General features: G+C 68.9%; 21 protein-coding genes and 2 pseudogenes. 10 read left to right on the top strand and 13 right to left on the bottom strand.

All coding sequences use genetic code 11. From position 1 onward, the window contains the following. Positions 1-17: 17 nt before the first annotated feature. The 3 genes and pseudogenes from A5681_RS15905 to A5681_RS28190 form a co-directional block, all read right to left on the bottom strand. A complete protein-coding gene (locus A5681_RS15905) occupies positions 18-1,196 on the bottom strand; it encodes an acyl-CoA dehydrogenase family protein (RefSeq protein WP_067276579.1) in 1,179 nt (392 codons plus the stop codon). A gap of 62 nt (positions 1,197-1,258) precedes the next feature. Beyond that, entirely contained in the window at positions 1,259-1,834 is a 576-nt protein-coding gene (locus tag A5681_RS27770) for a LysR family substrate-binding domain-containing protein (RefSeq protein WP_231996328.1), read from the bottom strand. A 189-nt stretch (positions 1,835-2,023) separates the two neighbouring features. Continuing rightward, positions 2,024-2,155: pseudogene (locus tag A5681_RS28190) on the bottom strand (helix-turn-helix domain-containing protein); the annotation flags it as partial. 103 nt (positions 2,156-2,258) lie between these two features. Here A5681_RS28190 and A5681_RS15895 point away from each other — a divergent pair. From A5681_RS15895 to A5681_RS27465, 3 genes are all read left to right on the top strand, one after another. Next, complete coding sequence (locus tag A5681_RS15895; protein WP_231996326.1) at positions 2,259-2,819, top strand: carboxymuconolactone decarboxylase family protein; 561 nt, start codon at positions 2,259-2,261, stop codon at positions 2,817-2,819. An 8-nt stretch (positions 2,820-2,827) separates the two neighbouring features. After that, entirely contained in the window at positions 2,828-3,823 is a 996-nt protein-coding gene (locus tag A5681_RS15890) for a hypothetical protein (RefSeq protein ID WP_231996325.1), read from the top strand. Positions 3,824-3,979: 156 nt separating this feature from the next. After that, positions 3,980-4,144 carry a hypothetical protein gene (locus tag A5681_RS27465; RefSeq protein ID WP_167374077.1) on the top strand — a complete coding sequence of 55 codons (165 nt, stop codon included), beginning with the start codon at positions 3,980-3,982 and terminating at the stop codon, positions 4,142-4,144. A gap of 12 nt (positions 4,145-4,156) precedes the next feature. Here the strand turns inward: A5681_RS27465 and A5681_RS15880 are convergent, their stop codons facing one another. Beyond that, positions 4,157-6,841 (bottom strand): FHA domain-containing protein, encoded by a 2,685-nt coding sequence (locus tag A5681_RS15880; protein ID WP_082968387.1) that lies wholly within the window; start codon positions 6,839-6,841, stop codon positions 4,157-4,159. A 315-nt stretch (positions 6,842-7,156) separates the two neighbouring features. After that, positions 7,157-8,182, bottom strand: coding sequence for an alpha/beta hydrolase (locus tag A5681_RS15875; RefSeq protein WP_067276569.1), 1,026 nt, complete (start codon positions 8,180-8,182; stop codon positions 7,157-7,159). A 183-nt stretch (positions 8,183-8,365) separates the two neighbouring features. Here A5681_RS15875 and A5681_RS15870 point away from each other — a divergent pair, with 183 nt between their 5' ends. Next, positions 8,366-9,211 (top strand): SDR family NAD(P)-dependent oxidoreductase, encoded by an 846-nt coding sequence (locus A5681_RS15870; protein ID WP_067276565.1) that lies wholly within the window; start codon positions 8,366-8,368, stop codon positions 9,209-9,211. Between the two features lie 15 nt (positions 9,212-9,226). Here the strand turns inward: A5681_RS15870 and A5681_RS15865 are convergent, their stop codons facing one another. The 4 genes from A5681_RS15865 to A5681_RS15850 all read right to left on the bottom strand — a co-directional run bounded on the left by A5681_RS15865 (position 9,227) and on the right by A5681_RS15850 (position 13,671). Then, positions 9,227-9,730: an isoprenylcysteine carboxyl methyltransferase family protein gene (locus A5681_RS15865; RefSeq protein WP_067276852.1), complete on the bottom strand. Its 504-nt coding sequence runs from the start codon at positions 9,728-9,730 to the stop codon at positions 9,227-9,229. 11 nt (positions 9,731-9,741) lie between these two features. After that, the gene (locus tag A5681_RS15860) at positions 9,742-10,842 is read right to left on the bottom strand and encodes a type III polyketide synthase (protein ID WP_082968379.1); all 1,101 of its coding nucleotides are present in this window, start codon (positions 10,840-10,842) and stop codon (positions 9,742-9,744) included. Positions 10,843-10,959: 117 nt separating this feature from the next. Beyond that, entirely contained in the window at positions 10,960-13,194 is a 2,235-nt protein-coding gene (locus A5681_RS15855) for a molybdopterin-dependent oxidoreductase (RefSeq protein WP_067276561.1), read from the bottom strand. A 51-nt stretch (positions 13,195-13,245) separates the two neighbouring features. Next, positions 13,246-13,671 (bottom strand): PPOX class F420-dependent oxidoreductase, encoded by a 426-nt coding sequence (locus A5681_RS15850; RefSeq protein ID WP_067276557.1) that lies wholly within the window; start codon positions 13,669-13,671, stop codon positions 13,246-13,248. 225 nt (positions 13,672-13,896) lie between these two features. On the opposite strand from A5681_RS15850, the gene A5681_RS15845 reads away from it, so the two are divergent. From A5681_RS15845 to A5681_RS15830, 4 genes are all read left to right on the top strand, one after another. After that, a complete protein-coding gene (locus A5681_RS15845; RefSeq protein WP_067276554.1) occupies positions 13,897-14,079 on the top strand; it encodes a hypothetical protein in 183 nt (60 codons plus the stop codon). A 44-nt stretch (positions 14,080-14,123) separates the two neighbouring features. Beyond that, complete coding sequence (locus tag A5681_RS15840; protein ID WP_067276552.1) at positions 14,124-14,567, top strand: nuclear transport factor 2 family protein; 444 nt, start codon at positions 14,124-14,126, stop codon at positions 14,565-14,567. Between the two features lie 198 nt (positions 14,568-14,765). Next, a complete protein-coding gene (locus A5681_RS15835) occupies positions 14,766-16,160 on the top strand; it encodes a WS/DGAT/MGAT family O-acyltransferase (RefSeq protein WP_067276550.1) in 1,395 nt (464 codons plus the stop codon). Between the two features lie 18 nt (positions 16,161-16,178). Next, complete coding sequence (locus A5681_RS15830) at positions 16,179-17,051, top strand: alpha/beta fold hydrolase (RefSeq protein ID WP_197498618.1); 873 nt, start codon at positions 16,179-16,181, stop codon at positions 17,049-17,051. Positions 17,052-17,167: 116 nt separating this feature from the next. On the opposite strand, the gene A5681_RS15825 is transcribed toward A5681_RS15830, so the two are convergent. Beyond that, positions 17,168-17,650 carry a nuclear transport factor 2 family protein gene (locus A5681_RS15825; RefSeq protein WP_067276547.1) on the bottom strand — a complete coding sequence of 161 codons (483 nt, stop codon included), beginning with the start codon at positions 17,648-17,650 and terminating at the stop codon, positions 17,168-17,170. A 383-nt stretch (positions 17,651-18,033) separates the two neighbouring features. On the opposite strand from A5681_RS15825, the gene A5681_RS15820 reads away from it, so the two are divergent. Further along, positions 18,034-22,506, top strand: coding sequence for an HAD-IC family P-type ATPase (locus A5681_RS15820; protein ID WP_082968386.1), 4,473 nt, complete (start codon positions 18,034-18,036; stop codon positions 22,504-22,506). A 5-nt stretch (positions 22,507-22,511) separates the two neighbouring features. On the opposite strand, the gene A5681_RS15815 is transcribed toward A5681_RS15820, so the two are convergent. Genes A5681_RS15815 through A5681_RS15805 form a run of 3 tightly spaced genes read right to left on the bottom strand, consistent with a single transcriptional unit; the run spans position 22,512 to position 25,503 of the window. Beyond that, on the bottom strand, positions 22,512-23,093 hold the full coding sequence (locus A5681_RS15815; protein ID WP_067276541.1) for a PaaI family thioesterase: 582 nt from the start codon (positions 23,091-23,093) through the stop codon (positions 22,512-22,514). Further along, positions 23,090-23,890, bottom strand: coding sequence for a mycofactocin-coupled SDR family oxidoreductase (locus A5681_RS15810; protein WP_067276539.1), 801 nt, complete (start codon positions 23,888-23,890; stop codon positions 23,090-23,092). Before A5681_RS15810 ends, A5681_RS15815 begins: the two co-directional genes overlap by 4 nt. Beyond that, positions 23,887-25,503: a flavin-containing monooxygenase gene (locus A5681_RS15805; RefSeq protein WP_419866330.1), complete on the bottom strand. Its 1,617-nt coding sequence runs from the start codon at positions 25,501-25,503 to the stop codon at positions 23,887-23,889. The genes A5681_RS15810 and A5681_RS15805 overlap by 4 nt, the downstream gene beginning before the upstream one ends. A gap of 167 nt (positions 25,504-25,670) precedes the next feature. Here A5681_RS15805 and A5681_RS27160 point away from each other — a divergent pair. After that, a pseudogene (locus tag A5681_RS27160) lies at positions 25,671-25,834 on the top strand (hydroxylase); the annotation flags it as partial.

Below are 25,834 nucleotides of genomic sequence, written 5' to 3'. Positions count from 1 at the left end.
TGCGGCGCGGTCCCTGCTCAGCGCCCGTAGCTGGGCATCTTGTGCCCGCGCTGGGCGATGATGTCGCGGAGCACCTCGTTGGTGCCGCCGCCGAAACGCATCAGCGGCGCGGCCCGGTAGAGGCGCTCGAACGTGCCGGCCAGCGGCGCCTGCTCGCCGCGGTGCGCGAGGAGACCGTCGGGGCCGAGCACGTCGAGCGCGAGCAGGGCGATGCGCTGGCGCAGTTCGCTGGTGAAGACTTTCTCGACGCTGACCTCCACCGTTGGGATCACGCCGCTGTCGAGGATCGACGCGGCCTCGTAACCCATCAGGGTGGCCACCGCGACGTCGGCGTCGGCTTGGGCGAGCCGGCGGCGCAGCGACGGGCTGGCGGAGGGCACCGTGCCGTCTCGGCGCGGCACCCGTGCGAGTTCACGCAGCTCGTCAACGGCGCGACGCAGATCGCCCGCGTTGGTCAGCGCGCCGCGCTCGAGGTCGAGCGCCCCCGTGATGTAGGTCCAGCCGCGGTTGACCTCGCCCACCAGGTTCGTGACCGGCACCCGCACGTCGCGGAAATGGACCTCGTTGGTGCGATAACCCGACCATGCGTACAGCGGGCGGATCGCCACGCCGGGACTGTCGATCGGCACGATGATGACCGAAATGCCCCGATGGCGAACCGCTTGGGGATCGGTGCGCACGCAGAGCCACTCGTGGGTGGCGCGCTGTGCTCCGCTGTTCCAGATCTTGGTGCCGTTGATCACCCAGTCGTCGCCGTCGCGCACCGCACTGGTGCGCAGGCTGGCCAGGTCGGTGCCGGCCTCGGGCTCGGAATACCCTACGGCGCAGATCATTTCGCCCCTGGCGATCAGCGGTAGCCAGTCGGACTTGTTGCGTTCGGTGCCGTGCCGCATGATCATCGGCGCCACGGACGTGACCGTCAGGTCCGGTCCCGGCACGCCCCAGTACTCGAATTCGCTCATCAGCAGGTGCAAGTGGACGGCGCCGAGGCCCAGTCCACCGTATTCGCGCGGCCAGTTGAGCCCGAACCAGCCCCTCTCGCCGATCTTGCGGCGGAACCGGGCCACCTCGCCGTCGGGGAACTCCAGGTCGTGCTCGGCGAGTTCGGCGCGCAGCTCGGCGGTGACGTTGTCGCGGAGGAACTCGCGGACCTCGGCCAGCCACGCGCGCTGCCCGGCGTCGAGTTCGAAATCCATTCCGGCCCCTTTGCCGCAGATGTGCAGTCGGAGTCTATAAGCGGGATCGGCGCCGGGCCGCGTTACGCCGACGCGAGATTCGCTGCGAGGTCGAGCAGCCGTATGACGGCGGGGTCCGGGTGCGGGCGGTGCACGGCGACGATGCTGGTGACGAGGTTGGGAAGGTGGTCGGAAAACGGCACGAAAACGACGCCGGGGTGGCACATGGCCGCGACTTGTTCTGGAACGACCGCGGCGGCGAGACCGGCGATGGGATAGCTCATCATCGCCGACAGCTCGTCGGTTTCGGCCACCACGCGTGGAACTATGCCGGCGTCACGAAGCGCGGCGTGGACGTGGGCGGACACGCCGGGCAGCGAGCTTGGTGACGGTAGAACAACCGGTTCTTCCCGCAAGTCGGCCAGCCGCAGCGACCGTTGCTCGGCCAGTCGATGTCGCCGGGGCAGAGCCACGACGGCGTTCTCACGGTCCACTTCCCTGGTGACCAGTTCGTGCGCGTCGTGGATCGGCCCACGGGCGAACGCCACGTCGAGCTCACCCGACCGGATGGAATCGAGGATGGGCGCGGTGCGCGCTTGGACCAGGTGCAGTGTCAGGTCGGGTAGCGCGGCGGCGCTGGCACGCAGGATATCGGGCACGAATCGATACGCCAGGCTGACGATGAAGCCGACATGGACAACACCATGAAGACCCCCTGCGACGCGCCGGGTCCGCCGAATGGCGGCGCGATGTGCGGCGCTCAAATTTTCCGCGTCCGCACGGAACGACCGCCCGGCGACGGTCAACTCGATCCCGCGCGCAGTCCGATCGAACAAGCTGACACCCAGGATCCGTTCGAGGCGTTGCATCGCTTGGGTCAAGGGGGGCTGGGTCATGGAAAGCCGTTGGGCGGCCCGGCCAATGTGGCCTTCTTCGGCCACCGCAAGAAACTGCTCGAGCAATCGCTGAGTCAATTCCATATCCGACATCATATGAAGGCTGGTGCCAAAAAGTATTGGACGATATGGCGTGGCGGACGTTGACTGGTGATCGCAGTACCCGATCGCAGGAGAGGGGGCCCCGGTGTCCGACTTCGGCACCTTTGGCCGGTTCGTCGAAACACCGGTCGCGGCGATGCCGCCGGAGGTGCGCGGCGCATACGAATTCACCCGCGAGCTGCGAGGCCTGGTCCCGGGTCCGCACAAGATTTGGCTCGCCAACCCCGCGCTGGCGAAGACGATCGTGCCGACGGGCGCGTATTTTCAACGCGACTCCACATTGACCAAGACCGAAATCGAGATCGCGACCAACGTGGTCAACGGGCGGTGGTGCAGCCCCTACGCCAACTACGAACACGAGATCATCGGCGAGCACGCGGGACAGCTCGACCCCCGCCGTGTGCAAGCGTTGATCGCCGGCCTGCCAACCTCGTTCGACGACCCCCGCCAACAGGCGGTCTATGAGCTCGCGTCCGCACTGGTCGCTCCGCGGGTCGTGCCGATGGGCCTCTACCGGCGGGCCAAAGAGTTGCTCGGTGACGAGGGGATCGTGGATGTCGCGGTGCTGTTGGGCTGGTTCACGATGGTGTGTCTGACCCTTGCGGCCTTCGACGTGCCGGCCAACGCGGTGGGACTGGACCAGTAGACATGGCCATGCCCTCGTTGCCCGCCGTCACGCTGGCTCCCGTCGCCTGGTTTCCGCAGTGGCAATTCCCCGAAAATCTTGCCGTCCGCTCCGACGGGTCGGTCCTCATCACCGACGTGTTGCACAAGCAACTCTGGTGGGTGGAACCCGCGGCCGACGCCACGGTCGTCGAACCCGCGCTCGTGCACACCTTCGACCACCCGGTCACCGGCATCGCCGAGGTTGCGCCCGACGTCTTCATCGTCAACCTCACCGAGGGTTACACCACCCACGAATCACATTTACTGCGAGTCGATTTCACATCCTGGGAGCCGGGGACGCCGCTTTCGCCCGAGCTGATCTACACCTTCGACGACCGTGTCCGGGCCCTCAACGGCAGCTGCGTCCTGGGCCCGGGGGTGTTGGCGATCGCCGATTGCTTCGCCGGGCTGATTTGGCGGGTTGACCTTGCGGATGATGCGCGAAGCGCCGTGGGCCGGGTCTGGCTGACGGACGACACGATGTTCGACGACCCCGACAGCGGTGTACCTCCCCCGCCTCAGCCGGGTGTGAACGGCGTCCGCTACGGGGCTAAGACCGGTTACCTGTACTACACCTCGACCGCGCAGAAGGTGTTCATGCGGGTCGCCGTCGATCCAGCCACCCTTGATCCGGCGGGGCCGGCGCAGTTTGTCGCCGCCATCGACAACGCGGACGACTTCTGCATCGACGAGGACGCCGGGTTCGCCTACGTCACGAGGCATCGGGCCAACACGCTCGACCGGGTACCGCTGGCAACCCGGCATGGCAGCGAAGTGCGCCACCTCGCCGGCGACCCGTTCGACGACGCCCTGGTCGGTCCGTCCAGCGCCGCATGGGGCCGCGGGCCCGGCGAATACGGCCGCGTCGCCTACGTGACCACCGACGGCGGCACCACCGCTTCCCCGGACGGCGTCGTCCGACAGGCCGCGCTCCTGCGCGTCGAGCTGGATTACCGGAGCACGAGTCCTGAACCGGGCGAGTGAGACCGTCTGCGCCGCGCCGCCTGTAAATACGCTGTCAAACTCCCGTTAATTCGCATCGGCGCTCTCGCTGTTATGCGGCGGGGCTGGGACCCTATCTACATCGGCTGGTCGATGCGGACCAGGCACTCTGCCCAGCCCCCGCCTGAGGGAGATGTCATGCCCACTGTTGAGACGCGCCTTCGTGAAGACTTACGCAACTATGCGGTCGAACTCCGGCAACTGGCTTACACGCTGCCCCTCGGCGTGGGCGAGCACAGCCTGCTTCAGTTGTCGGATCGCATGCGCGCCGCGGCCGACCAGGTGATCCGCAAGGGCGCCTGACCCGCGGCGGCCTCAGCCGCCCCTGAGCCGGATCTTCCAGCGGACGAAGCTCAGGTAGAAGACGCTGATGACCACCAGCATGGCGATGTCGAACCACCACGCGGCCGGCGTGTGATGCCAGTGCGAGTCCTTGGGGCTGAGCGGACCGGGCACCAGTTTGCCCAAATCCGCGGTCGAGGCTGACGCCGCGAATCCCCAGCGCGCCGGGGTGGCCCAGGACATCTGGTCCAGCCCGAGCCGACCGGTCACGGGGATCATGCCCCCGGAGAACACCAGCTGCGACATGACCGCGACGACCAGCAGCGGCATGATCTGTTCGTTCGACCTGGCGATGGCCGACAGCGCCAGCCCGAGCATCGCCGAGGCCACGCACGTCAACGCCACGTCGACGAACAGTTCGAGGCCCGGCCGCCCCAGGGCCACCGCGCCCTGGGTCGGGCCGCCCTTGCCGAGCAGCACGATGATCGTCACGATCGCCGACTGGATGACCGCGAAAACCGTGTACACGCAGACCTTGGCCAGCAGGTAGGCGCTGGTGGACAACCCGACCGCCTGTTCACGCAGGAAGATCGGGCGTTCCCCGATGAGGTCGCGGATGGTGAGCGCGGTGCCCATGAACACGGCGCCGACGTTGAGCAGCACCAGGATCTGCCCGGGCTCGTTGGGCGCGGCGCCGTACGGGTTGGGGATGCCGAAGCCCACGTTGCCGGGCACCGACATGGACAGCGATCCCATGATGAACGGCAGCACCGCCAGGAAGACGAAGTAGCCGCGGTCGGAGAAGATCAGCCGGACCTGCCGCCTCGCGATCGTGGAGAACTGCCGGAACAGGCTGGTGTGCGACGGGTCGCCCAGGTCGGCGGGCTGCTGCGCGGGCGGCGGTGGCGGCGGTGGGCCGGTGCGCGCCAGGTAGCGCGCCTTGGCGCCGTCGGGGTCGCCCGCGACCGAGCTGAAGATGTCGGCCCAGTTGGTCGTGCCCATGGCGGGACCGATCTGGCTGGGCGGCCCGCAGAAGGCCGTCTTGCCGCCGGGGGCCAGCAGCAGGACCTGGTCGCACACGTCCAGGTAGGTCAGCGAGTGGGTGACCACCAGCACCACGCGGCCCGCGTCGGCGAGCTGGCGCAGCATGGTCATCACCTGGCGGTCCAGCGCCGGGTCCAGGCCGGACGTCGGCTCGTCCAGGATCAGCAGCGACGGCCCGGTCAGCAGCTCCAGGGCGACCGATGCGCGCTTGCGCTGGCCGCCCGAGAGCTTGTCCACCCGGGTGTGCAGGTGCTGCGTCATCTCGAGTTCCTCGAGCACCCGGGCCACCACCTGGGCCCGGTCGTCCTTGGTGGTGTCCGGGGGCAGCCGCAGCTCGGCGGCGTACATCAGCGCCTGCTGCACGGTCAGCTGCCCGTGCACCACGTCGTCCTGGGGCACCATGCCGATCCTGCTGCGCAGCGAGGCGTACTCGGCGTGGACGTTGTGTCCTTCGAACGCGACGGTGCCCCTGGTCGGGTGCGTGTAACCCGCGACCAGCCTGGCGAATGTCGACTTGCCGGCTCCCGACGGTCCGATGACCGCCGTCAGCGTCCCGGGTTGTGCGCCCAGCGAGATGTCGTCCAGCAGCGTCTTGTTGTTCTCGATCGTCCACGTCACGCCGCGCACGTCCAGGCCGCCGGTGGGCGTTGCGGTCGCGCTCTCGTCGCGGCGGGCCAGCGTGCCACCGGCGAAGACGAGGTCGATGTTGCCGATGGTGACCACGTCACCGTCGTGCAGCACCGCCGAGTCGACGCGCGCCCCGTTGACGAACGTGCCGTTGATGCTGCGGTTGTCGTGGATCTCGGTGCCGTGCGGCGTCGGAATCAGCGTGGCGTGGTGGCGCGACGCCAGCACCTCGGGAATGACGATGTCGTTGTCGTTGGCCCGGCCGATCTTGATCGCGCCCGGCGCCGACTCCAGCGCGGCCTTGCCCGGCCGCAGGATCTTCATCATCGAGGTGGCCAGGTTCGAGGCGTCGCCGGCGACCCGGCTCGTCTCCGGGCCCGCAGGCTGCGCCGGTGGCATGTTCGGCGGCGTGCGGTAGATCTGCGGGGCGTGCTGCGGGCCGCTGGGCGGCGCCGCCGGTTGCCCGCCGGTCGGGTGCCGCGGCTGCGGTCCCGACGGGTAGCTCGGCATCGACCCGCTTGGCGGGGGGACCGGCGTGGGGCCGCTGGGCGGGTGCACGGGCTGGGCTCCGCTGGGCAGGTGCGTCGGCTGGCGGAATGCGGCCGACGACGACTGCTGCGGCTGGCCGGGCCATGACGCGCCCGCGGACTGGCCCTGCGGGGCCCGTGGGCTCGCCGCGGTGACCGGGTTGACGATCGGTATCGAGGTCGTGAGCGGGGGGCGCCCGGCCGTGCCCTGGTGGCGGCCCACCTCGAAGGTCAGCGCCGGACCGTCCGGGTTGCCGATGTTGACGCGCAGGCCATCCTGGATGTCGACCATGGGCACCCGATGATGGTTGACGAACAACCCGTTGAGGCTGCCGTTGTCGATGGCAACCCATCGGCCCTGGTCGAACCGGACGATCAGGTGGGTGCGGGAGATCAACGGATGCGCGACGCGGACATCAGCGCGAAGGTCACGCCCGATCACGACGTCGTTGCCCGGGGCGAACGTGCGTTCGGCACCCTCGTACCGCACCGTCAACACGGGTGGGACTGGTCGGCTCATCACGACCAACTGTATCGGCAGCCGCGCGGATCAGGACGCCGAATCTCTACCGGATCGCCGCCGCCGGTTTCCGACAGGCGGACGGCGGGTGACACGCCGGGGACAGGCGATGGTCTTCCCGGCGGCGTCCCCGCCGTCGATGCGGTCACGTGGGAGCGTGGCACCGAAGATGTCCCCCCGGGCGACGAGGCGCAGGGCGGCCCACCGTTCGGGGTGCCTCCGCACAGGCAAGGACGACGTGAACCCACCGACCGCGCGCCCCGATCGCTACGGCACATCATTTCGATTGCGGCACAAACTTTTTCAGGTGTTTGGTCAGCCGGCGGCGGCGTGCAGCTTACGACGCCACGACTGGGGAGCCGCGGTGACTTCCTTGACGAAATCGCCGATGTGGCGAATGGCGCGCCTGCCCTCGGGCAGGATGTCAGCCGCCAACGGGAAGTCGTGAATCTGCCCGTCCCAGAGGTGCAGGTCGCACGGAACGCCGCTGGCCTCCAAGCGCTTTGCCATGAGTTCGGCATCGGGCAGCAACAACTCGTCGGAGCTCGCATGGATGGTGACCGGCGGTAGGTCGGACAGGTCGGCATCCACCGGTGAGGCGACGGTGGACTCCCCCCGGCCCTCCAACAGCTGTGCCTGGTTGAGGTATTGGGCGAACATCGACAGCGCGCCGCGGGTGAACATCGAGCACCGGCGCGCGTTGCGGTGCCTCAGCTTTCGGGCGGGGTCGGCATCGGTGAACGGTGAGATCGTGGCGATGCCGGCGGGCCGCATCAGGTCGCTACTGATGGCCAGCAGCGTGGTCATGAACGCCAGGTATCCCCCGGCGGAGTCGCCGGCCACCACCACCCGGTCGCCGTCGAAGCCGCGATCCTGCAGCCAGCGAAGGCCGTTCATGCCGTCCTCGATCGCATCGGTGATCTGATGGGTGGGCAGCTTCCGGTACCCAACCGTGAGAACCGCGGCGTCCGCTGCTTTCGACAGGCGCGTGACGACCGAGCGGTGCGTGTTGAGGCCGCAGGTGAGGAAGGCGCCGCCATGCAGATACAGGATGGCGCGATCCGTCGATGCGCCCGGCGCGCAAACCCATTCGGCGGCACAGTTTTCCAGTTGCACCGGTTGGATCTTTGCCGAGATGCCGAACCGCGGCAGCAATCCCGCCAAGCCGTCGACGGATTCGAACGGCCAGTGCAGGTTCGGGGTGAAAGCCCACGCTCGCACGGTGTTCTTCACGATCAGCCTGCTGGCCAACGAGACTGCGAACGATTGAGGGCTATGGCGATGGTGGACTCGCCGCTTCATTGCGCCACTTGGCAACAGATGCGGATGGGTGCTCACCATTGCGCTACCTCCTAAGTGCGGACCGAATACCCGTCCGTGGGCACGAATAACTTCCCGTGAAGACCGCGCGAATGTTGGGTACGTCACGGTTTACCGCTGGCACGCGGTGGGTATAAGGGAGCATTCCGCGGTTTCGTCGGCCCGGGCATCGGCGGTTTCCCCCGGTGGCCCAAGATATGAGCGATGAACGACGAAACGCCTGCTGCCGCGCTGCTGGGCGACCGGGTGGCCGTGGTGACCGGCGGTGGTGGCGGCATCGGCGCGGCCACCGCGCGGCTGTTCGCCCACCAGGGCGCACACGTGGTGATCGTCGACATCGACGGCGGGCTGGCCGCACGGACGGTCGACGACATCGCGGCCTCGGGCGGATCGGCGGTGGCGGTGGTCACCGACGTCCGCGACGCGGGGGCGGTCGACGACATGGCGCGATCGGTGTTGGAGCGCTACGGCCGGGTGGATGCGCTTATCAACAACGTGGGCCACTGGCTGCGGCATCCGGGAAACTTCGCCGACACCGATCCCCAACTCTGGGACGAGCTGTACCGGGTCAACCTGCACCATGTCTTCCTGGTCACCCACGCGTTCCTGCCCGCGATGGTCGCCCGGCGGACCGGCGCGATCGTCAACGTGTCGTCCATCGAGGGGCTGCGCGGTTACCCCGAAGATCCGGTCTATGCCGCGTTCAAGGCGGCGGTCATTCAATTCACCCGCAGCCTCGCGGTCCAGGTGGGCGGGCATGGGGTGCGGGTCAACGCGATCGCGCCCGACGTCACCGAATCGCTTCAGGTGCCCTACTCGCGGTGGCTGTCTCCCGACGAGCAGGCCCAATGGCCGCAATGGGTTCCGGTCGGCCGGATGGGTGTACCCGAGGACCAGGCGCGCGTCATCTTGTTCTTGGCCTCGGACCTGTCCGGCTTCGTCACCGGCCACACCATCCCGACCGACGGCGGTACCGGCGCGGCGGGCGGCTGGTTCCGCTCGTCGCGCCGGCCCGACCGCGAGTGGACGAATCGGCCCATCGCGCCCTGATCGGCGAATCTGCCCTCACACCAAGCCCAGTGCGGCGTTTTCGGCGCGGATCCGCACCCTGAGCACGATCGCGTTCGCGATGCTGAACGCGATCGCCGTCAGCCATGCCGTGTGAACGAGCGGCAGCGCCGCCACCTCCGCCGCGACCGCCGTGTAATTCGGGTGGCGCACCCAGCGATACAGCCCGCCGCGGACCAATGGTGCGCCCGGTATCACGATCAGCCTGGGGTTCCAATGCTTGCCGAGCACGGCCACGCAGCGCCAGCGCACCACCGTGCTGAGCGCCACGACGGCGAGCATCGGCCACCCGAGCCAGGGGATGAACGGCCGGGCGAAGGTCCAGGTCTCCACGACGCACGAGACCAGCAACAGGGCGTGCATGCTGACCATCGCCGGGTAGTGGTCGCGGCCGAACTCCTTGCCCCCGTGGGCGAGTGACCATTCGGTGTTTCGCCGCGAGACGGCCAGCTCGACCAGGCGTTCGGCGCCGATGGCCAGGATGAACAGGTAGTAGTACATGGCGTCGGCCTTCACCACTGCAGCAGGAGCAGCTCGAAGCTGAAGCCCGGCCCCATCGCCAGCATGACGCCGAACGACCCCGCGGCCTGCGGCTCCGCCAGCGTGCGGCGCAAGACGTCGAGCACCGACACCGAGGAGACGTTGCCGTTGTCCCGCATCGACTTTCGGCTGTGCGCCGTGGCCTCCGGCGGGAGCTCCAGCGCTTCCTCGATCGAGTCGAGCACTTTGGGACCGCCGGGATGACATATCCAGGTCGCGATGTCCGCGAGAGACAACCCCTGATCGGCGAGGAAGCCGTCGACCTCGTCCCGAAGGTAGGTTTCCGCCATTTTCGGGACGTCGCGCGACATCACCAGCTGGAAGCCGCTGGAGCCCACGTTCCACCCCATGACGTCGACCGTCTCCGGAACCACGCGGCTGCGGGTGGCGAGAATCCGCGGGCCGGCATTGCCGTTCAACGGGTTTCGGTCGGCACCCGCAGCGACGACGGCGGCGGCGCCGTCGCCGAACAGCGACACCCCGATCAGGGCGGGGATCGACGTGTCGTCACGCTGCAGCGTGAGGGAACACAGCTCGACCGACAGGAGGACCGCCACGTCCCCGGGGTAGCCATGCAGGTAATCGTGCACGCGCGCCATTCCGGCGGCCCCGGCGACGCAGCCGAGGCCGAACAACGGGACGCGTTTGACGTTGGGCCGCAAGCCGATTCGGGTCATCAGCCGGGCATCGATGGTGGGCACCGCGATGCCGGTGCTGGAGACCACCACAATGGTGTCCACCTCGTGCGGTTCGAGGCCGGCGTCTTCCAATGCCGAACCTATCGCGCGTTCGCCGAGGTCGACGGCGACTTCGAGGTAGGCGTCGTTGGCTTCGGTGAAGCCGCTCAGCTGCGGGTACCGCGAGAGCGGCAGCGCGAGGCTGCGCTGGTCGACGCCCGTTGTCTGCGCGAAGCGCAGGAACCGCGGGTCGGTGAATTCGGTTAACTCCCGGGCGACTTCGTCCTGGTTGTAGCGGTGCGAGGTGAAGGCCACCGCGGCCCCCGCGATGTGCGGTGCGCCGCGTCCACGCTGAGCGGCCCCGCTGGGGGATGTGAGTTGCGTTGTTGCAGTCATGCCTATCCCGACGGACCGCTCCGCCGGACGGTTCAGTGCAAGGCACCCGGGGTGAGATGAACCACAGACCGGCGCTTGCCGTTAACCAAGCGACAGGGGGTTGAAAGCGTACGCGATTCAGTGTGTCTGTGCGGGCCGGAAGCGGGCCTGATCGTCGATGATCGTCACCGGTATGCCATTGAGTGCGCCGTTGCCGGACGGCTCGTCGATAAACGTCGGTGGGGAAAGCACATTCGTGTTGGCGCCCGGCGAACCGTTGGCCACCGCCATGCGGGTGCCCGGCTTGCCGTGTCCCCAGCCGTGGGGCATCGACACCACGCCCGGTTTGATCGCCTCGGTGACCTCGACGGGCACTTTGATTTCGCCGGCCGCCGATTTGACGGTGACCACGTCATCGTCCGCGACGCCGCACCTGGCCGCGTCGTCGGGGTGAATCAGCAACGTGCACCGGTCCTTTCCCTTCATCAGCGCGGGCACGTTGTGCAGCCAGGTGTTGTTCGAGCGAAGGTGTCGGCGGCTCACCAGAACCAGCGGTTCTGCCGGTCGTTCCATCCTGGCGGCCAGCCGCGGCAGGTCATCGAGGAGGTATTGCGGCGCCAGCCGGATCTTCTTGTCGGGCGTGCCCAGGATGTCCGGCAGTTGCGGCACCATCGGTCCGAAGTCGATGCCGTTAGGGTTGGCCTTGAGCAGATCCAGCGTCAGCCCGCCGGGATTCTTGCCGTACTGGTCCCCGAACGGCCCGGTTCGCAGTGTGAGGTCCAGCATCCGCTCGGGGCCGCCGTGGTCGTACAGCTTGCGGATCTCCGCCCCGTCGAGGCCCCGCGTGAAGGCCAGGTAATCGAAGAACCCATCGTCGATCGCGGCGACGTCGACATCTTCGGCCGGCGTGCCGGTGCACAGGCCGGTCAGCCTGATCAGGATCTCCCATTCGTGCGGGCGGTCTCCCGGATCGAACACCGGCGGCGAATAATTCGCGATGCTGTGGATCGCGAACAGCAGGATGAGATCGTCGTGGTGCGGCTGCTCGAGCGGGGACAGACCGGGCAGGATCACGTCGGCGTGCCGTGTCGTCTCGTTGAGCCAAAGATCAACGGAGATCATCGCTTCCAGCATCGGCAGCACTTCGTCGAGCTTGTCGCCGCCGGGCGTGGACAACACCGGGTTGCCCGCGACCGTGATCAGCGCCTTGAGTTGTCCGTCGCCGGGAGTGGCGATCTCCTCGGCCATGCAGGACACCGGGGCCTGGCCGAGCACCTCCTTCGCCCCGCGCACGCGGGTATGCCAGCGGCCGAACTCCGGAAGGCCACCCTCCAGGCCGGGCAGCGGCTGCGTGGTGATGGACCAGGCCGCCGGCTTGGGGAACATCGCTCCCCCGGGCACGTCGAAATGTCCGGTCAGAATGTTGATGACGTCGACCAGCCAGCTGGCCAGGCTGCCGAATTCCTGGTTGCACAACCCAATTCGGCCATACACCACCGACCTCTCGGTGCCGGCGAGCTCACGCGCCAACCGCCGGATGCGGTCCTCGGCGATGCCGGTGACGGCGCTGACGCGCTCCGGCGGCCAATCCGCGGCGACCCGGCGCATCGTGTCGACCCCGTCGACGTGCGGTCCAAGGTGGATCAGGTCTTCCTCAAACAGCGTGTGCGCCACGGCCAGCAGCAGCGCCGCGTCGGTTCCGGGCACGATGGGCAGCCATTCATCGGCGCGGGCCGCGGTCTGCGTGCGCACCGGGTCGATCACGATGACCTTGCCCCGTTTGCGGATCGCCTCGATCAGCCCCATCACGTCGGGAGCGGCCAGCAGCGAGCCCTGTGACGCGGCGGGGTTGGCGCCCATGATGACCATCAGGTCGGTGCGTTCGATGTCGGGCACGGGGAAGTTCCACCAGAGGCCGTACATCAAATGCGACGACAGGTTCTTCGGCCACTGGTCGACAGTGCCCGGCGAATAGGTGACCGGCATCCCCGACATGCCCATCAGCACGCCGGCGTAGCGGGCCAGGGAGAACGAGTGCGCCAGCGGGTTGCCGGTGTAGGCGGTGACCGCGCCGATCCCGTACTTCTCGATCACCGGCGTCAGCAGCTCGGTGCAGCGGCGGAACGCCGCGTCCCAGGTGACCTCGCGCCATTCCCCGTCGACCTTGATCATCGGTTGGCGGATGCGATCCGGGTCGTCGTGCAGCGCCGCGAGTGAGACGCCCTTCGGGCAGATGTGCCCGCGGCTCCACACGTCGTCGCGGTTCCCCCGGATGCTGGTGACCCTGCCGCCGTCGACGTGAATCTCCAAGCCGCACATGGCTTCACACAGGGGGCAGGTGCGCAGATGCCTGCCGTCTTCGCCGGTCTTCACCCACCCACTGTATTCCGCTACCGACCGTCGCGGAAGTGCCAAATTCGGGCGTCAGGACGCCCAGGGGCCGATGCCGCCGATCTTGTCGATGCGAATGCGGGTCAGGAACCCCGGCGGTGCGCCGTCCGGCGGGAACTTCGTGTTCGGGTCGCCCAGAACGGGGTTGAGTTGGGCGAGAAGCTCGGGCGCCCCGCCTTCGACGACCCGCGCCGTCCCGGTGATCCAGAGGTAGGGCCGCATCCCGGTGTGCGCCCCGCCGGGCGACGCGATCGTGACGGCGACCCGAGGGTCGTTGCGCACGTTGCGAACCTTCTTGTGCTCGGCGAGATGCGCACTGACGAGTTCGTCTCCGTCGGGCGTCGACTCCAAAGCGACCCACACCAGGCTGACTTGCGGGCTGCCGTCGGGGTTCAGGGTCACCAGCGTGGCGTCGGCGCCCTTGCCGATCAGTTCGCGGGCCGCGTCATTGAGTTCCATGCGTTGTTCTACGGCCCCGCGGCGGGATTCATTCCCCGCATGCGGAATAGGGGGCGCCGGCGGCGGCGTTGCGCTGGGCGACCGATCTTTCAGACACATTTGAGTTTGGCCAGTTGGCTGTACAACCGCGAGGCGGCGGTCCTAGCGTCGACGCCAGCAACTCGTCGTGAAGGGAGCTGGCTCGTTGAGCACCGAACCGGGTCCCGTGCGCCGTAGGGATGTGCGATGAGTGACCCTCGACATCCTTCGGGCATCGAGTATCTCCGTGGCGAAGTCCTCGACCGGCTGGACGCGCAACCGTTCGAGGACTGGTCCCCCGCGCTGCTGCGCGCCCTGATCGCGATCTTCGACCTGAACGGGGTGACGCCGGCCAACCGCCACGGGTTCCGGCCCCACATCGTGAAGTAGCGCCGGCGCGTCGGGTATTAGGCTGCGCCCGAGGAGTCACGACGGTGGAGATCTGGGAACTGGTTGCGCGTGAGCGCATCCGCGACACTCTGGCGCGATACAACTGGGCGGGCGACGCCGGCGACCTGGACGGCCTGGCCGGGACGTTCTGCGCCGACGGCGTCCTGGAGATTCGCGGCCTCGAGCCGCTGCGCGGGCGATCGACGATCGCGTCGTTCCTCGCCGGCGTCAACGTCGACCGCGCCGCCGACGTCAAACCGATCGTGCGACACAACCTCACCAACGTGTTGTTCACCGGGCTGACGCGCGAGTCGGCGCACGTGTCGTCGTACTTCACCGTCCTCACCCACGCCGGACTCGACCATTTCGGCCGGTACCGGGACACGTTGGTGCCCGACGGTGACACCTGGCTGATCAGCCATCGCAAGGTGTCCACCGACTGGGCCGCCTCCGACTCCGCCATGGCGAGGCGGCCGGCGCGGGGCTGAGTCCTGCGCGCCGATGAACACCGGTGGCGATTTCGTTAAATGTCTCGCTCACATGTTTGCCTGAGACGGCGAAACGGCTACAGATAGAAATCACACCTAGAGATTGCGGTCGACCCTTATTGCGTTCGCCGGTGGGGCCCGGCGCTGACCAGAGGTCATGTGACCAGCGGTCAGAGCACACAAACGGGACGAGCGGATATGCAACGACTCAGTGGGTTAGACGCGTTCTTCCTCTACCTCGAATCACCGACGCAGCCGCTGAATGTTTGCTGCATCCTGGAGCTGGACCCGGCTCACGTGCCGGGCGGCTACACGTTCGGACAGTTTCGGGAGGCGCTGGCGGCGCGGGTGGACGCGGTGCCCGAATTCCGTCTCAAGCTGGCGGACAACCAGCTGAACTTCGATCATCCGGTCTGGGTCGACGACGATCGTTTCGACCTCGCACGCCACCTGCACCGGGTCGCCCTCCCGGCGCCGGGAGGGTCGAGGGAGTTAGCGGAGATCTGCGGGCACGTCGCCGGGCTGGCGCTGGACCGCGATCGCCCGCTGTGGGAGATGTGGGTCATCGAGGGGCTGCACGGCGGCGATGGGCTCGCCGTCGTCCTCAAGGCCCACCACGCGGTGGTCGACGGGATCGGCGGGGCCAATCTGCTGGCCCAGTTGTGCAGCACCGCGCCGGACGCCCCAGCCCCGAAGCCCGCGGCCCGTTCCGGCGGGGCGAATCCCCTTCAGATCGCCGCGTCCGGACTCATCGGCGCCGGGCTGCGGCCGTGGCGCCTGGCCAAGGTGGTGCCGGCAACCGCGCTGACGCTGGCGCAAACGCTGCTGCGGGCCCGCGGCGGCGGGCAGACCATGGCCGCCCCGTTCGCGGCGCCGCCGACGTCGTTCAACGGCCCCTTCACGCGGCGCCGCAACGTCGCCTTGGCCACCCTTGATCTCGACGACGTCAAGACGGTCAAGAACAGGTTCGGCGTCACCGTCAACGACGTGGTGACCGCTCTGTGCGCGGGCGCGTTGCGGCAGTTCCTGGTGGACCGCGGCGAACTGTCGGACAGCCCGTTGGTGGCCAGCGTGCCGGTCTCGGTGCGGGGCAAATCCGACCGGCCGGGCCGCAACCAAACCACGTGGATGCTGTGCCGGCTGGAGACCCACATCGAGGATCCGGCCGAACGGCTGAGTCGCATCGCGCAGGGCAACGCCGCGGCCAAGGACCACGCCGCCGCGATGGGGTCCAGCCTGCTGCAGGACTGGACACAAGTGGCCGGGCAGACCATGTTCGGCACGGCGATGAAGCTGCTGCCCCGGATACCGCTGCCCGATAAACCGCCGCACAACCTGGTGCTGTCCAACGTGCCCGGACCGCAGGAACAGCTCTACTTCATGGGCTGCCGGGTCGACGCCATGTATCCGCTCGGCCCGATCATCGCCGGCGCCGCGCTCAACATCACGGTCATGTCGCTCAACGGCCGCCTGGGCATCGGCCTCATCTCCTGCCCCGACCTGGTTGCCGACCTCTGGGACCTCGCCGACACCTTCCCCGCGGCGCTCAAAGAGCTGCTGAATTGCAGCGAATCGAGCCACCAGCAGAGCTGACCGCCGCGGCGTGGCAAGGTGACACCCGTGGCAGACACCGTTGCGCAGCCCGAGCTGCGCGAAATCAGCACTCCGAAGGGCGCTTTGCGCTACTACGACTGCGGCCCGGAATCCGCTCCGGTGTTGCTGTTCCTGCACGGCTCCGGACCGGGTGTCACCGGCTGGCGCAACTTCCGCGGCATACTGCCCACGTTCACCGGGCGGTTCCGCTGCCTGATCCTGGAGTTCCCCGGGTTCGGCGTCAGCGACGATTTCGGCGGTCACCCGATGGTGACCGCGTTCGGCACCGTGCCGCCCTTCCTGGACGCGCTGGGCGTGCAGCGGGTGCACATCGTCGGGAACTCGATGGGCGGCGGCGTCGGCATCAACTTCGCCACCCACAACCCCGACCGCGTCGACCGGTTGGTCACCATCGGCGGCATCGGAACCAACATCTTCAGCCCGAGCCCCAGCGAGGGCATTCGGCTGCTGCAGGAGTTCGTTGAGGATCCCACCCGGCAGCGGCTGGTCGACTGGCTGAAGTCGATGGTCTACGACCAGGCGCTGATCACCGAGGAGCTGGTCGAGGAGCGCTGGGAGCTGGCCACCGACCCCGATACGCTGGCCGCCGCGCGCCGCATGTACGGGAAAGCGGCCTTCGGCGCGATGAACGCCGCGATGGCCGCCTCCGACCGGCCGATGCCGTGGGCCGTCATGCACAAGCTGGCCGCACCCACCCTGCTGACCTGGGGACGCGACGACCGGGTGAGCCCGCCGGACATGGCGCTCATCCCGATGCGCACCATCCCCAATGCGGAGCTGCACATCTTCCCCAACTCGGGGCACTGGGCGATGATCGAGGCCAAGGAGGCGTTCGAGAGCACGGTGCTGGCGTTTCTGTCCCGCGGCTAGCGGCGATCGCGAGCGCGGCGGAGCCGGGCGCTGCGGGTCGCCGTCATGGATCTAGCGGCGATCGCGAGCGCGGCGGAGCCGGGCGATGCGGGTCGCCGTCATGGATCTAGCGGCGATCACGGCTCGGCCAGCCCCGTCAGGCCCGCGGTGAGCAGCGCGTGTGCGGCGGGATTACCGTCCAGAATCCGGCTCGCGCGCGCACCGATCCGCCATTGCCCCTCGACCCGCTGCAGCACGAAATGGTTTGCCGTGCAACGCCATACGCGATAACCGTCGCCATCGCGGATCAACACCAGCGACTCACAGACCGCCACCGCCGCATCGCCGGCGACGGTGACCACGCACGGCCCCAGGAAGTGACAGCACCCCTTGGCCACCAGTTTCTGGTGGGCCGATGACTCGACCATGGCGTGCACGGCGGCCCGGCCCTCCATGCGCCAGCCGTCGACGTCGTAGCTGCCGTCGCTCGCCCAGAGCCCCGCGGTGGCCTCGGCATCCCCGGCGTCCACGGCCGGACCGTACGAGGCAATCAGCCGGGTGATGTCGCGCTCGTCCTCGAGTCGGCGCAACCGCGCGGACAGTTCGTCGATGTCGCTCATGGTTGCTCCTCATCGTCGGGATCGCGGCAGCGGACCACTATCGATCCCCACACGGTAGGACGGCCGGGCTGCGCCTCAAGGGCTGACCGGGTTCGACCCGGGCGGCCCGTAACCAGAACGGCCCATTTGGGTTTGCTAAATCCATGAATCAGCCGACCCGAAGATTTTGATCGAGGCCTCCTAACAGCTGCGATCACTTTTTACATGTTCTTTACGTGCGCCGTTCTCAAGTTGCTGGGCCCTTGACCTCGGGTTAGGTTGGTCAGGTTTGCGGTCGCGGCCAGCGTCGGTCGGCGGCCTTCCTCGCGGCAAAACCGCGAAGCCACCATTCGTCATGTGCGTGAAAGGGGTTGCGCGTGCGACAGCTTTCGGCACTGCGGGTGATGACGGTGATGTCTACGGGGCTCGGCGCCGCCGCGGGACTCGGCGACGCCGTCGGCCGGTTGGCCGCCGCCGGTCTCGACGTTGTCGCGCTGCCGGTCCGGGTGGGCGCGCACGTGCTCTCCGGTGAGGTGTCCCGCTCCACCCTGACCCGGCGATGCGGGCGCGGCGACGGCCGCCTGTGGATCGAGGTGCGCGGCCTCGACGGCACGGACGGGGCGGAACGCGGCCGCGCCGCCGTCGAGGCGCTGCGGGCGCAACCCGGCGTCACGAAGGTCAGCCTGAACCGTCCGCTGTCGCGCGTAGTTGTCGAGGTCGACGACGGTGAGGCGTCCCTCAATGCCCTCTGCTCCGCGCTCGACGAGGCTGAAAAGACTTACGGCGCAGCCGATTCCACGCGGGGCGGCAGCCTCCCCGGTGACGGCCTGTTGTTGGCCACCCGCGGCGCGATGGTGGCCGTCAACGCCGCCGGGTTCGCGGTCGCGGTTGCGGGGCGCGCGTTGCGGTTGCCGGCGGCCCCGATCGCCGTCGAGGCGGCGTCCGCGATCGCGAATCATCAACCGTGGCTGCGTCGCCTGCTCGAGGGCGGAATGGGCCCCGGCGCAACGGATACCGCGTTATCGATGTTCGGCACCGTCGCGCATGTCGTCACGCTGTCGCCGGCGAAGCTCTCGGTCGATGTGGCGATGCACGCTTTCAAGGCCGCCGAAACCCGGGCCGCGGCACGGGCGTGGGCCCGATATGAGCCGGAATTGGCCCGGCATGCCGACTCGTCGGAGGCGCACGGTTCCCCGCGCCCGGTTCCCCCACCGGCCGGCCCGATCGAACGCCATGGGAACCGCGTGGCGTGGGTGCAGATGATCGGCGTCGGCCTGACCGGGGCGCTCACCCGCAACGTCACCATGGCGTCGAACGCGGCGCTGGCGGCCTCGCCGAAGGCGATGCGCACGACGCACGAGGCGTTCGCGGCCACGCTCGGCCGCGGCCTGGCAGACCGCCACGCGGTGCTGGTGCTGCGGCCGGAAAGTCTGCGCCGACTCCACAAGGTCGATGCCCTGCTGATCGATCCGCGCGTGCTGTGTGGCGCTCAGATGCGGGTGGTCAGCGTCCGCGGCGCCCGCGACGACGACGCGCTTGCGGCCTGGGCCCGCGCACAGGAGCTGCTCGACGAAAGCCCGCCCCCCGGCTGGCACTCGATTTCCCCCGCATCCCAGGAGAACGCTGATGGCGGCGATGCGGTCGAGGCGCTCATCGCCCCGGCCCCACACCCTCTCGCGTCGGCGCTGATCGCCCGCGCGCGCGACTCGGGCGTGCGCCTGGTGTCCGTTGACACCGACCTGCTCGGTGACCTGCGCCCCGCGTTCGACGACGTCCACCCGGTCGGTGGCGGCGACGTCGACGGCGCGCTCGCCGATGCGGTGTCCACGCTGCAACGGGATGGGCACACCGTCGCGGTGCTTTCATCCCTTGGCGCGCAGGCCCTTTCCGGGGCCGACGTGGCGCTGGGCATCAGGCCGGACGCCGACGCTCCGCCGCCCTGGACCGCCGACCTGATGCTCGACGACCTGGGCGGGGCGTGGCGCGTGCTGCACGCGTTACCGGCGGCCAGGAGGGCGAGCCAGCAGGGCATCGCCATCTCGGTGGGCGCATCGACGCTGGGCGCGTTGTTCATGGTGCCCGGGGTGCGCAGGCTGCGCGGGCCCGGCCCGGTGACCATCGGTGCCGTCGCGGGGCTGCTGTCGGGATACCTGTTGGCGCTGGGCACGATTCGCACACCCGTCCCCCGGCCGGCCCCGGCGTTCGAGTGGCACGCGATGTCGGCAGAGCGGGTCGGTGAAGTGCTGGCCGCGCTGCGTGGCCCCGACGAGCCCTCCGCCGCAACGGATTCCGAGCAAGACACCACCCGGTTCCCCGCCGCGGCGTGGGAGTTCGCCAGGGCCGCCGTCGCCGAGCTGACCGGTGACCCGTTGACGCCGATCCTCGGGTTGTGCTCGGCGGCCACCGCGGTGCTGGGGTCACCGACCGACGCGGTACTGGTCGGCACCGTGCTGACCGGGAACGCGCTGCTGTCGACGGCCCAACAGCTTCGCGCCGAGAATCGGCTGAACCGCCTGCTCGCTCAGCAGACCCCGCCGGCCCGCGTCCTCACCGAGGGGCCCGACGGCGCGCGCGGCTACCGAGAAGTCGTCATCGAGCAGCTGCGGCCCGGCGACCTGATCGAAGTACGCAGTGACGAGGTGGTGCCCGCCGACGCTCGGGTGATCGAGTCACACGACCTCGAGGTCGACGAATCGTCGCTGACCGGTGAATCCCTGTCGGTCCAGAAGCAGGTCGAGGCCACGCCCGGGGCCGAACTGGCCGAGCGCCGCTGCATGATCTATGCCGGCACCACCGTGGTGGCCGGCACCGCGGTCGCGCTGGTCACCGCCGTCGGGGCCGATACCCAGGGCCGACGCGCGGCCGAACTGGCGTCCGGCGAGCTGCCGACCGTCGGCCTGCACCATCAACTCAGCCAGCTGATGAGCCGCGCGTTCCCGTTCAGCGCGGGCGGCGGCGTCGCGGTCGGCGCGCTCGGCCTGCTCCGCGCCGGCGGCCTGCGCCAAGCCCTCGGCAGCGCCATCGCCGTCGCCGTGGCAGCCATTCCGGAGGGCATGCCCCTGATGGCCACGCTCGCCCAATCCGCGTCGGCCCAGCGGCTGGGCGAATGCGGGGCGCTGGTGCGCGTGCCGCGCGCGGCGGAGGCGCTGGGCCGCGTCGAGGTGGTCTGCTTCGACAAGACCGGAACGCTGAGCGAGAACCGTCTCCGCGTCGCCGAGGTGCGCCCGGCGGAGGGGCATTCCCGCGACGACGTCCTGCGGTGCGCCGCCCAGGCCGCGCCGGCCGACGACGGCAATCCGCACGTCCACGCCACCGACGAAGCCATCGTCAAGGCGGCGGACGCGGTGGCGGGATCCGGCCCACGACCCGTGCCCGACGCGCACCTGCCGTTCCGGTCCGGCAGGGCGTTCTCTGCCTCGGTGACGGGCACGCAGTTGTCCGTCAAGGGCGCACCGGAAGTGGTCCTGGCCGCGTGCCGGGAGGCGGGCCCGGAAGTGGACGACGCCGTCGCGGCCCTGACGACGGCGGGGCTGCGGACCATCGCGGTGGCCCAGCGCCGCCTGAGCGCGGCACAGGCACGAGCGGTGCGAAAGGACCCCGACAGCATCACCGGACTGTGCGAGACGGGACTCACGCTCACCGGATTCCTGGGCCTGTCCGACACCCCACGCCCTCAGGCGCCGCAGTTGCTGGCGGGCCTCGCCCAGCGGGGCGTGGCCATCCGGCTGATCACCGGCGACCACCCCGTCACCGCGACCGCGATCGCCCGCGAACTGGGGGTGTCGGTGAGCGCCGACGAGGTCATCACCGGGTCGGAATGGAACGCGCTGTCACGGGCCGATCAACAGCGGGCGGTCTCCGAGCGGTTGATCTTCGCCCGGATGTCACCGGAGAACAAGGTGCAGGTCGTCCAGACGCTCGAGCGCGCCGGGCGGGTGTGCGCCATGGTCGGCGACGGCGCCAACGACGCCGCCGCGATACGGGCGGCAAGCGTCGGCGTCGGTGTGGTCGCCCGCGGCAGCGACTCCGCCCACACGACCGCCGACCTGGTCCTGACCGACGGACGCATCGAGACACTGGTGGCCGCCATCGACGAGGGCCGCCGACTGTGGCGCGGCGTCCAGGGAGCCGTCGCGGGCCTGCTCGGCGGCAACGCCGGCGAGGTGATTTTCTCGGTCATCGGCACCGCGCTCACCGGGACCTCACCGCTGAACACCCGGCAGTTGCTGCTGATCAACATGCTCACCGACGCGTTGCCCGCGACCGCGGTCGCCGTCAGCGCCCCGGCGGGGCCGGTGCAACGCGTCGGGCGCGGCATCGACGAACGCGCGCTACGCCGGGCCGTGGCCGCGCGCGGAGCGCTCACCGCCACCGCCGCCACGACCGCCTGGGCGATGGCCTCGGTCACCGGGCTACCGGCGCGGGCCTCCACCGTCGCGCTGATCTCGTTGGTCGCGGTCGAGCTGGGCCAGACCGTGGTTGACTCCCACGCCCCCCTCGTGCTGCTCACCGCCGCCGGGTCCTTCGCCGCATTCACCGCAATGATCAGCACCCCGGGGATCAGCCAACTCCTGGGCTGCACGCCGGTCGGACCCCTGGGCTGGGCGCAGGGGCTGGGCACCGCCACCGCCGCCGTCCTCGCCGTCGCCGCCGCGAACCGGTTGCGGCCGGCCCGCCCGACCGAGGAGCCACCACTCGCCGATGATTCCGAACTCGACGAGCCCGCCCAGTCCGCCCCACCAGCCCAGCCGCACAACGCATCCCGGGCGCCGCACACCGCGGTCCTGGCGGCTCCCGCCAAGGCCGCCCGCGCGCTGAAGTTGGTGGACCGACACCAGCATCGGATTTCTGCGGAGGCCGTCACCGATCACCCGTGAGGCCATCAGTCGCGGGCAGCGCGCGGCTTGATGAACACGCCTTCCGCACCGACCGTGAGTCCTTGGCTATCGGTGATCTGCCCCTTGGCGAAGGTCTTCACGCCCTCGACGCGCTCGACCCACGCTTCGGCCCGCACCAGACCTAACGGGGTCCCCCGGACATAGCGCAGCGTGAGCGTGCCGGTGTAGGCCGGTCGACCGGGTTCGTGCGCCGTCGCGCCCAGGACGTGGTCGAGCACCAACGCGCACACTCCGCCATGGACATGTCCCGGAGGCCCTTCGTAGGCGGCGCCGAGCGTGATCTCGGTCCACACGGCACCACCCGCGTCGCGGTGAATCACCAGCGGAGGCGCGACCGGGTTGCGTACGCCGATCATGACGTTGCCGGAAGCCACGGGTTGGCCGTCGAACGAATGGCGAACACCGAACGAACCCGGCATCAGGCTTTCGCTCAATTGCTCTATCGCGCAATCGATGTGCGCCTTCGCCGCCGCAACGGCACCGGCGCCGGCCTCGGTGCGGATGGTCGCGTCGATCAGCCGGCGAACGGACTGGGTGAGCGCTTCATACGCCGGTGCGCCGCTCATGTCGCCTTCTGCGTCAGCCCGGCGTCGACGACGAGCTGCGTGCCCGTGATGTAGCGGGCCTCCTCGGAGGCCAGGAACACCGCCACATTGGCGACGTCGACGGGCTCCACCCACGGCACCGGCAGCAGGTTGCGCGCCCGCAGCACTTCCGCGGCATCCGCGGCGGTCGGGTTCTCCAGATCCGGGCGTAAGCGTCGAATCGTTCCGTCGTTGAGGATCATCGGGGTCGCGACCGGCCCGGGATGAACGGTGTTGACCCGGATGCTCGACGGCCCGAGCTCGTTCGCCAGGGTGCGCGCCAGCCCCACCACCGCGTGCTTGCTCGCGGTATACGCCGCGGAATTCGGCGTCCCGCGAAGACCGTTGGTCGAACTGATGATCACGATGGCGCCCCCCTCGCCCATGTGCGGTACGGCCGCCTTGACCGTGTGCCATACGCCGGTCAGGTTGATGTCGAGCGTGCGCTGCCAGTCCTGGGAATCGAGTTCCCACGTCCGGCCGCCGGCCAAGTGGATTCCGGCATTCGCGACGACGATGTCGAGGCGTCCCAGTGTCGCGACGCCGTCGGCCACGGCGCCCGTCACCGCCTCCCAGTGACTCACGTCGGCAACACCCGTCGCGCAGCGTCGACCGCGGCTTTCGACATCCCTTGCGGTGTCGGGCAATTCGTCGCTCGCCGCTGAAGCGTCGAGCGCGATCACATCTGCGCCCTCGTCGGCGAAGCGCTGACAATGCACCCGTCCCGTGCCCCTCGCCGCGCCGGTGACCAGCACCACCTTGCCGAGCAGTCTGTTCATCGCGGCATCTCAACCAGATCGAAGCCCGGGTAACCGGCCCTGGCCACCTCGTCACAGATGTCGTTGTATGCCGCGAAGCCGCCGACGAACAACATGAATCCCCTTGGCTTTCCGGGGACGTTGGCGCCCATGTACCAGGACTCCGCCTTGGTGAACAGCGTGGCGTCGGCGAGGCGGGCACACTCGGCCCCCCAGCCGTCCACGGCGTCGCGGGTCGCCTCGATCGCGGCCAACCCGTGGCCCTCGAGGTAGGCAATGGTTGCGGCGATCCAATTCACCTGCGCCTCGGCGTGCAGCACCATGTTCGCCAGCACGGCGGGCGCCCCGGGACCGGAGATCAGGAACAGGTTCGGAAATCCGTCGACGCCCAGACCCAGATAGGTGCGCGGCCCCTGTGCCCAGTCGTCCCGCAGCCGACGACCGCCGCGTCCGATGATGTCGATCTTGGCCAGCGCACCGGTGAGGGCGTCGAAACCCGTTGCCAGCACGATCATGTCGACGTCGTAGTGCGCGTCGGCGGTTCTGATCCCCGTGGTGTCCACGGCTTCGATCGGGGTGTCGCGCACGCTGACGAGCGACACGTTGGGCCGGTTGAAGGTGCTGAAGTAGTTGCTGTCGGTGCAGATCCGTTTCGTGCCGATCGGGTGATCGTTCGGGATGAGCAGGTCCGCCAGCGTAGGGTTGTCGATCACCGCGCGCACCTTCTCCTCGTAGAACTTTCGCGCCTCGTCGTTGGCGGTCAAGTCGGTCAGCTGGTCGGGGAAGGTCTTCGAGAACAGCACACCGCCCAGCTGCCAACGCTTATCGAACGCGGCCCGACGCTCCTCCGGCGTGAATTCCATCGTCGGCTTCGGCGCCGTGATATGTGGTGACCCGCCACCGCTGCGCCACGAGAGCCGCCGCCGTTCCGCGTAGTTCGCCTTGATGTCGTCGAGTTCCCGTTCGGTCAACGGCTTGTTGCCGGCCGGGACACTGTAGTTGGGCGTGCGCTGGAAGACGAAGAGGTGTGTGGCGTGTTCGGCGATGATCGGAATCGATTGAATGCCAGACGAACCGGTGCCGATAACGGCGACCCGCTTTCCGGCGAAGTCGACGGGATGCTGCGGCCACGCGGCGGTGTGGTAAATCTCGCCCGCGAACGACTCGAGGCCGCGGAAGTGCGGCGTCAAAGCGGCTGACAGCGGACCCGTCGCCATCAGGCAGAACCGGGCGGACAGCACGTCATCGCCCTCGGTGGTGACCACCCAGCGCAGCGCGGTTTCGTCGAGCGCCGCCGAGACGACACGGGCGCCGAATGTGATGTCGCGGCGCAGGTCGAGCTTGTCGGCCACCCAGTTCAGGTAGGCCAGGATCTCCGCCTGGGTGGCGTACTTCTCGGTCCAGTTCCACTCTTGCTGCAGTTCATCGGAGAACGAATAGCAGTAATCGACGCTTTCGACGTCACAGCGCGCCCCCGGGTACCGGTTGTAGTACCAGGTGCCGCCCAGCTCCGGTGCCGCCTCCAAGACCCGCACGGACAGCCCCTGACTGCGGAGCTTGTGCAGGGCGTAGAGTCCGGCGAACCCGGCGCCGACCACGACGACGTCGACCAACTCCGCGTTATTCACGGGCACCGACGGTATGTCCTGTCAGCTCCACCGCCGGGGCGGGTTCCCGGTCACCGGACACTGCGGTGACGGTGAATTCTGAGCGCTTTTGCTTCCGCTCATCGGGAACGGCTTCGGCTGAGGCACCAACTGCGGTAGACCATTACTAAGCCTCCAGACGTAAGGACACCAACATGAGCGAACGGGTACTCGACCGGGTCGTGGCGATGGCGGATCAGTTGCGCGACCAGGCCCCCGAGGCCGAGCGGATCGGCCGGCTCACCGATGACACGGTCAAGCTGATGAAGGGCGCCGGCCTGATCCGGCTGCTGCAAACCAAGCAATATCAGGGCTTCGA

The sequence above is a fragment of the Mycobacterium scrofulaceum genome (assembly GCF_001667885.1).
Classification (GTDB): Bacteria; Actinomycetota; Actinomycetes; order Mycobacteriales; family Mycobacteriaceae; genus Mycobacterium; species Mycobacterium scrofulaceum_C.
This window is presented reverse-complemented; position numbering and strand designations above follow the sequence as displayed.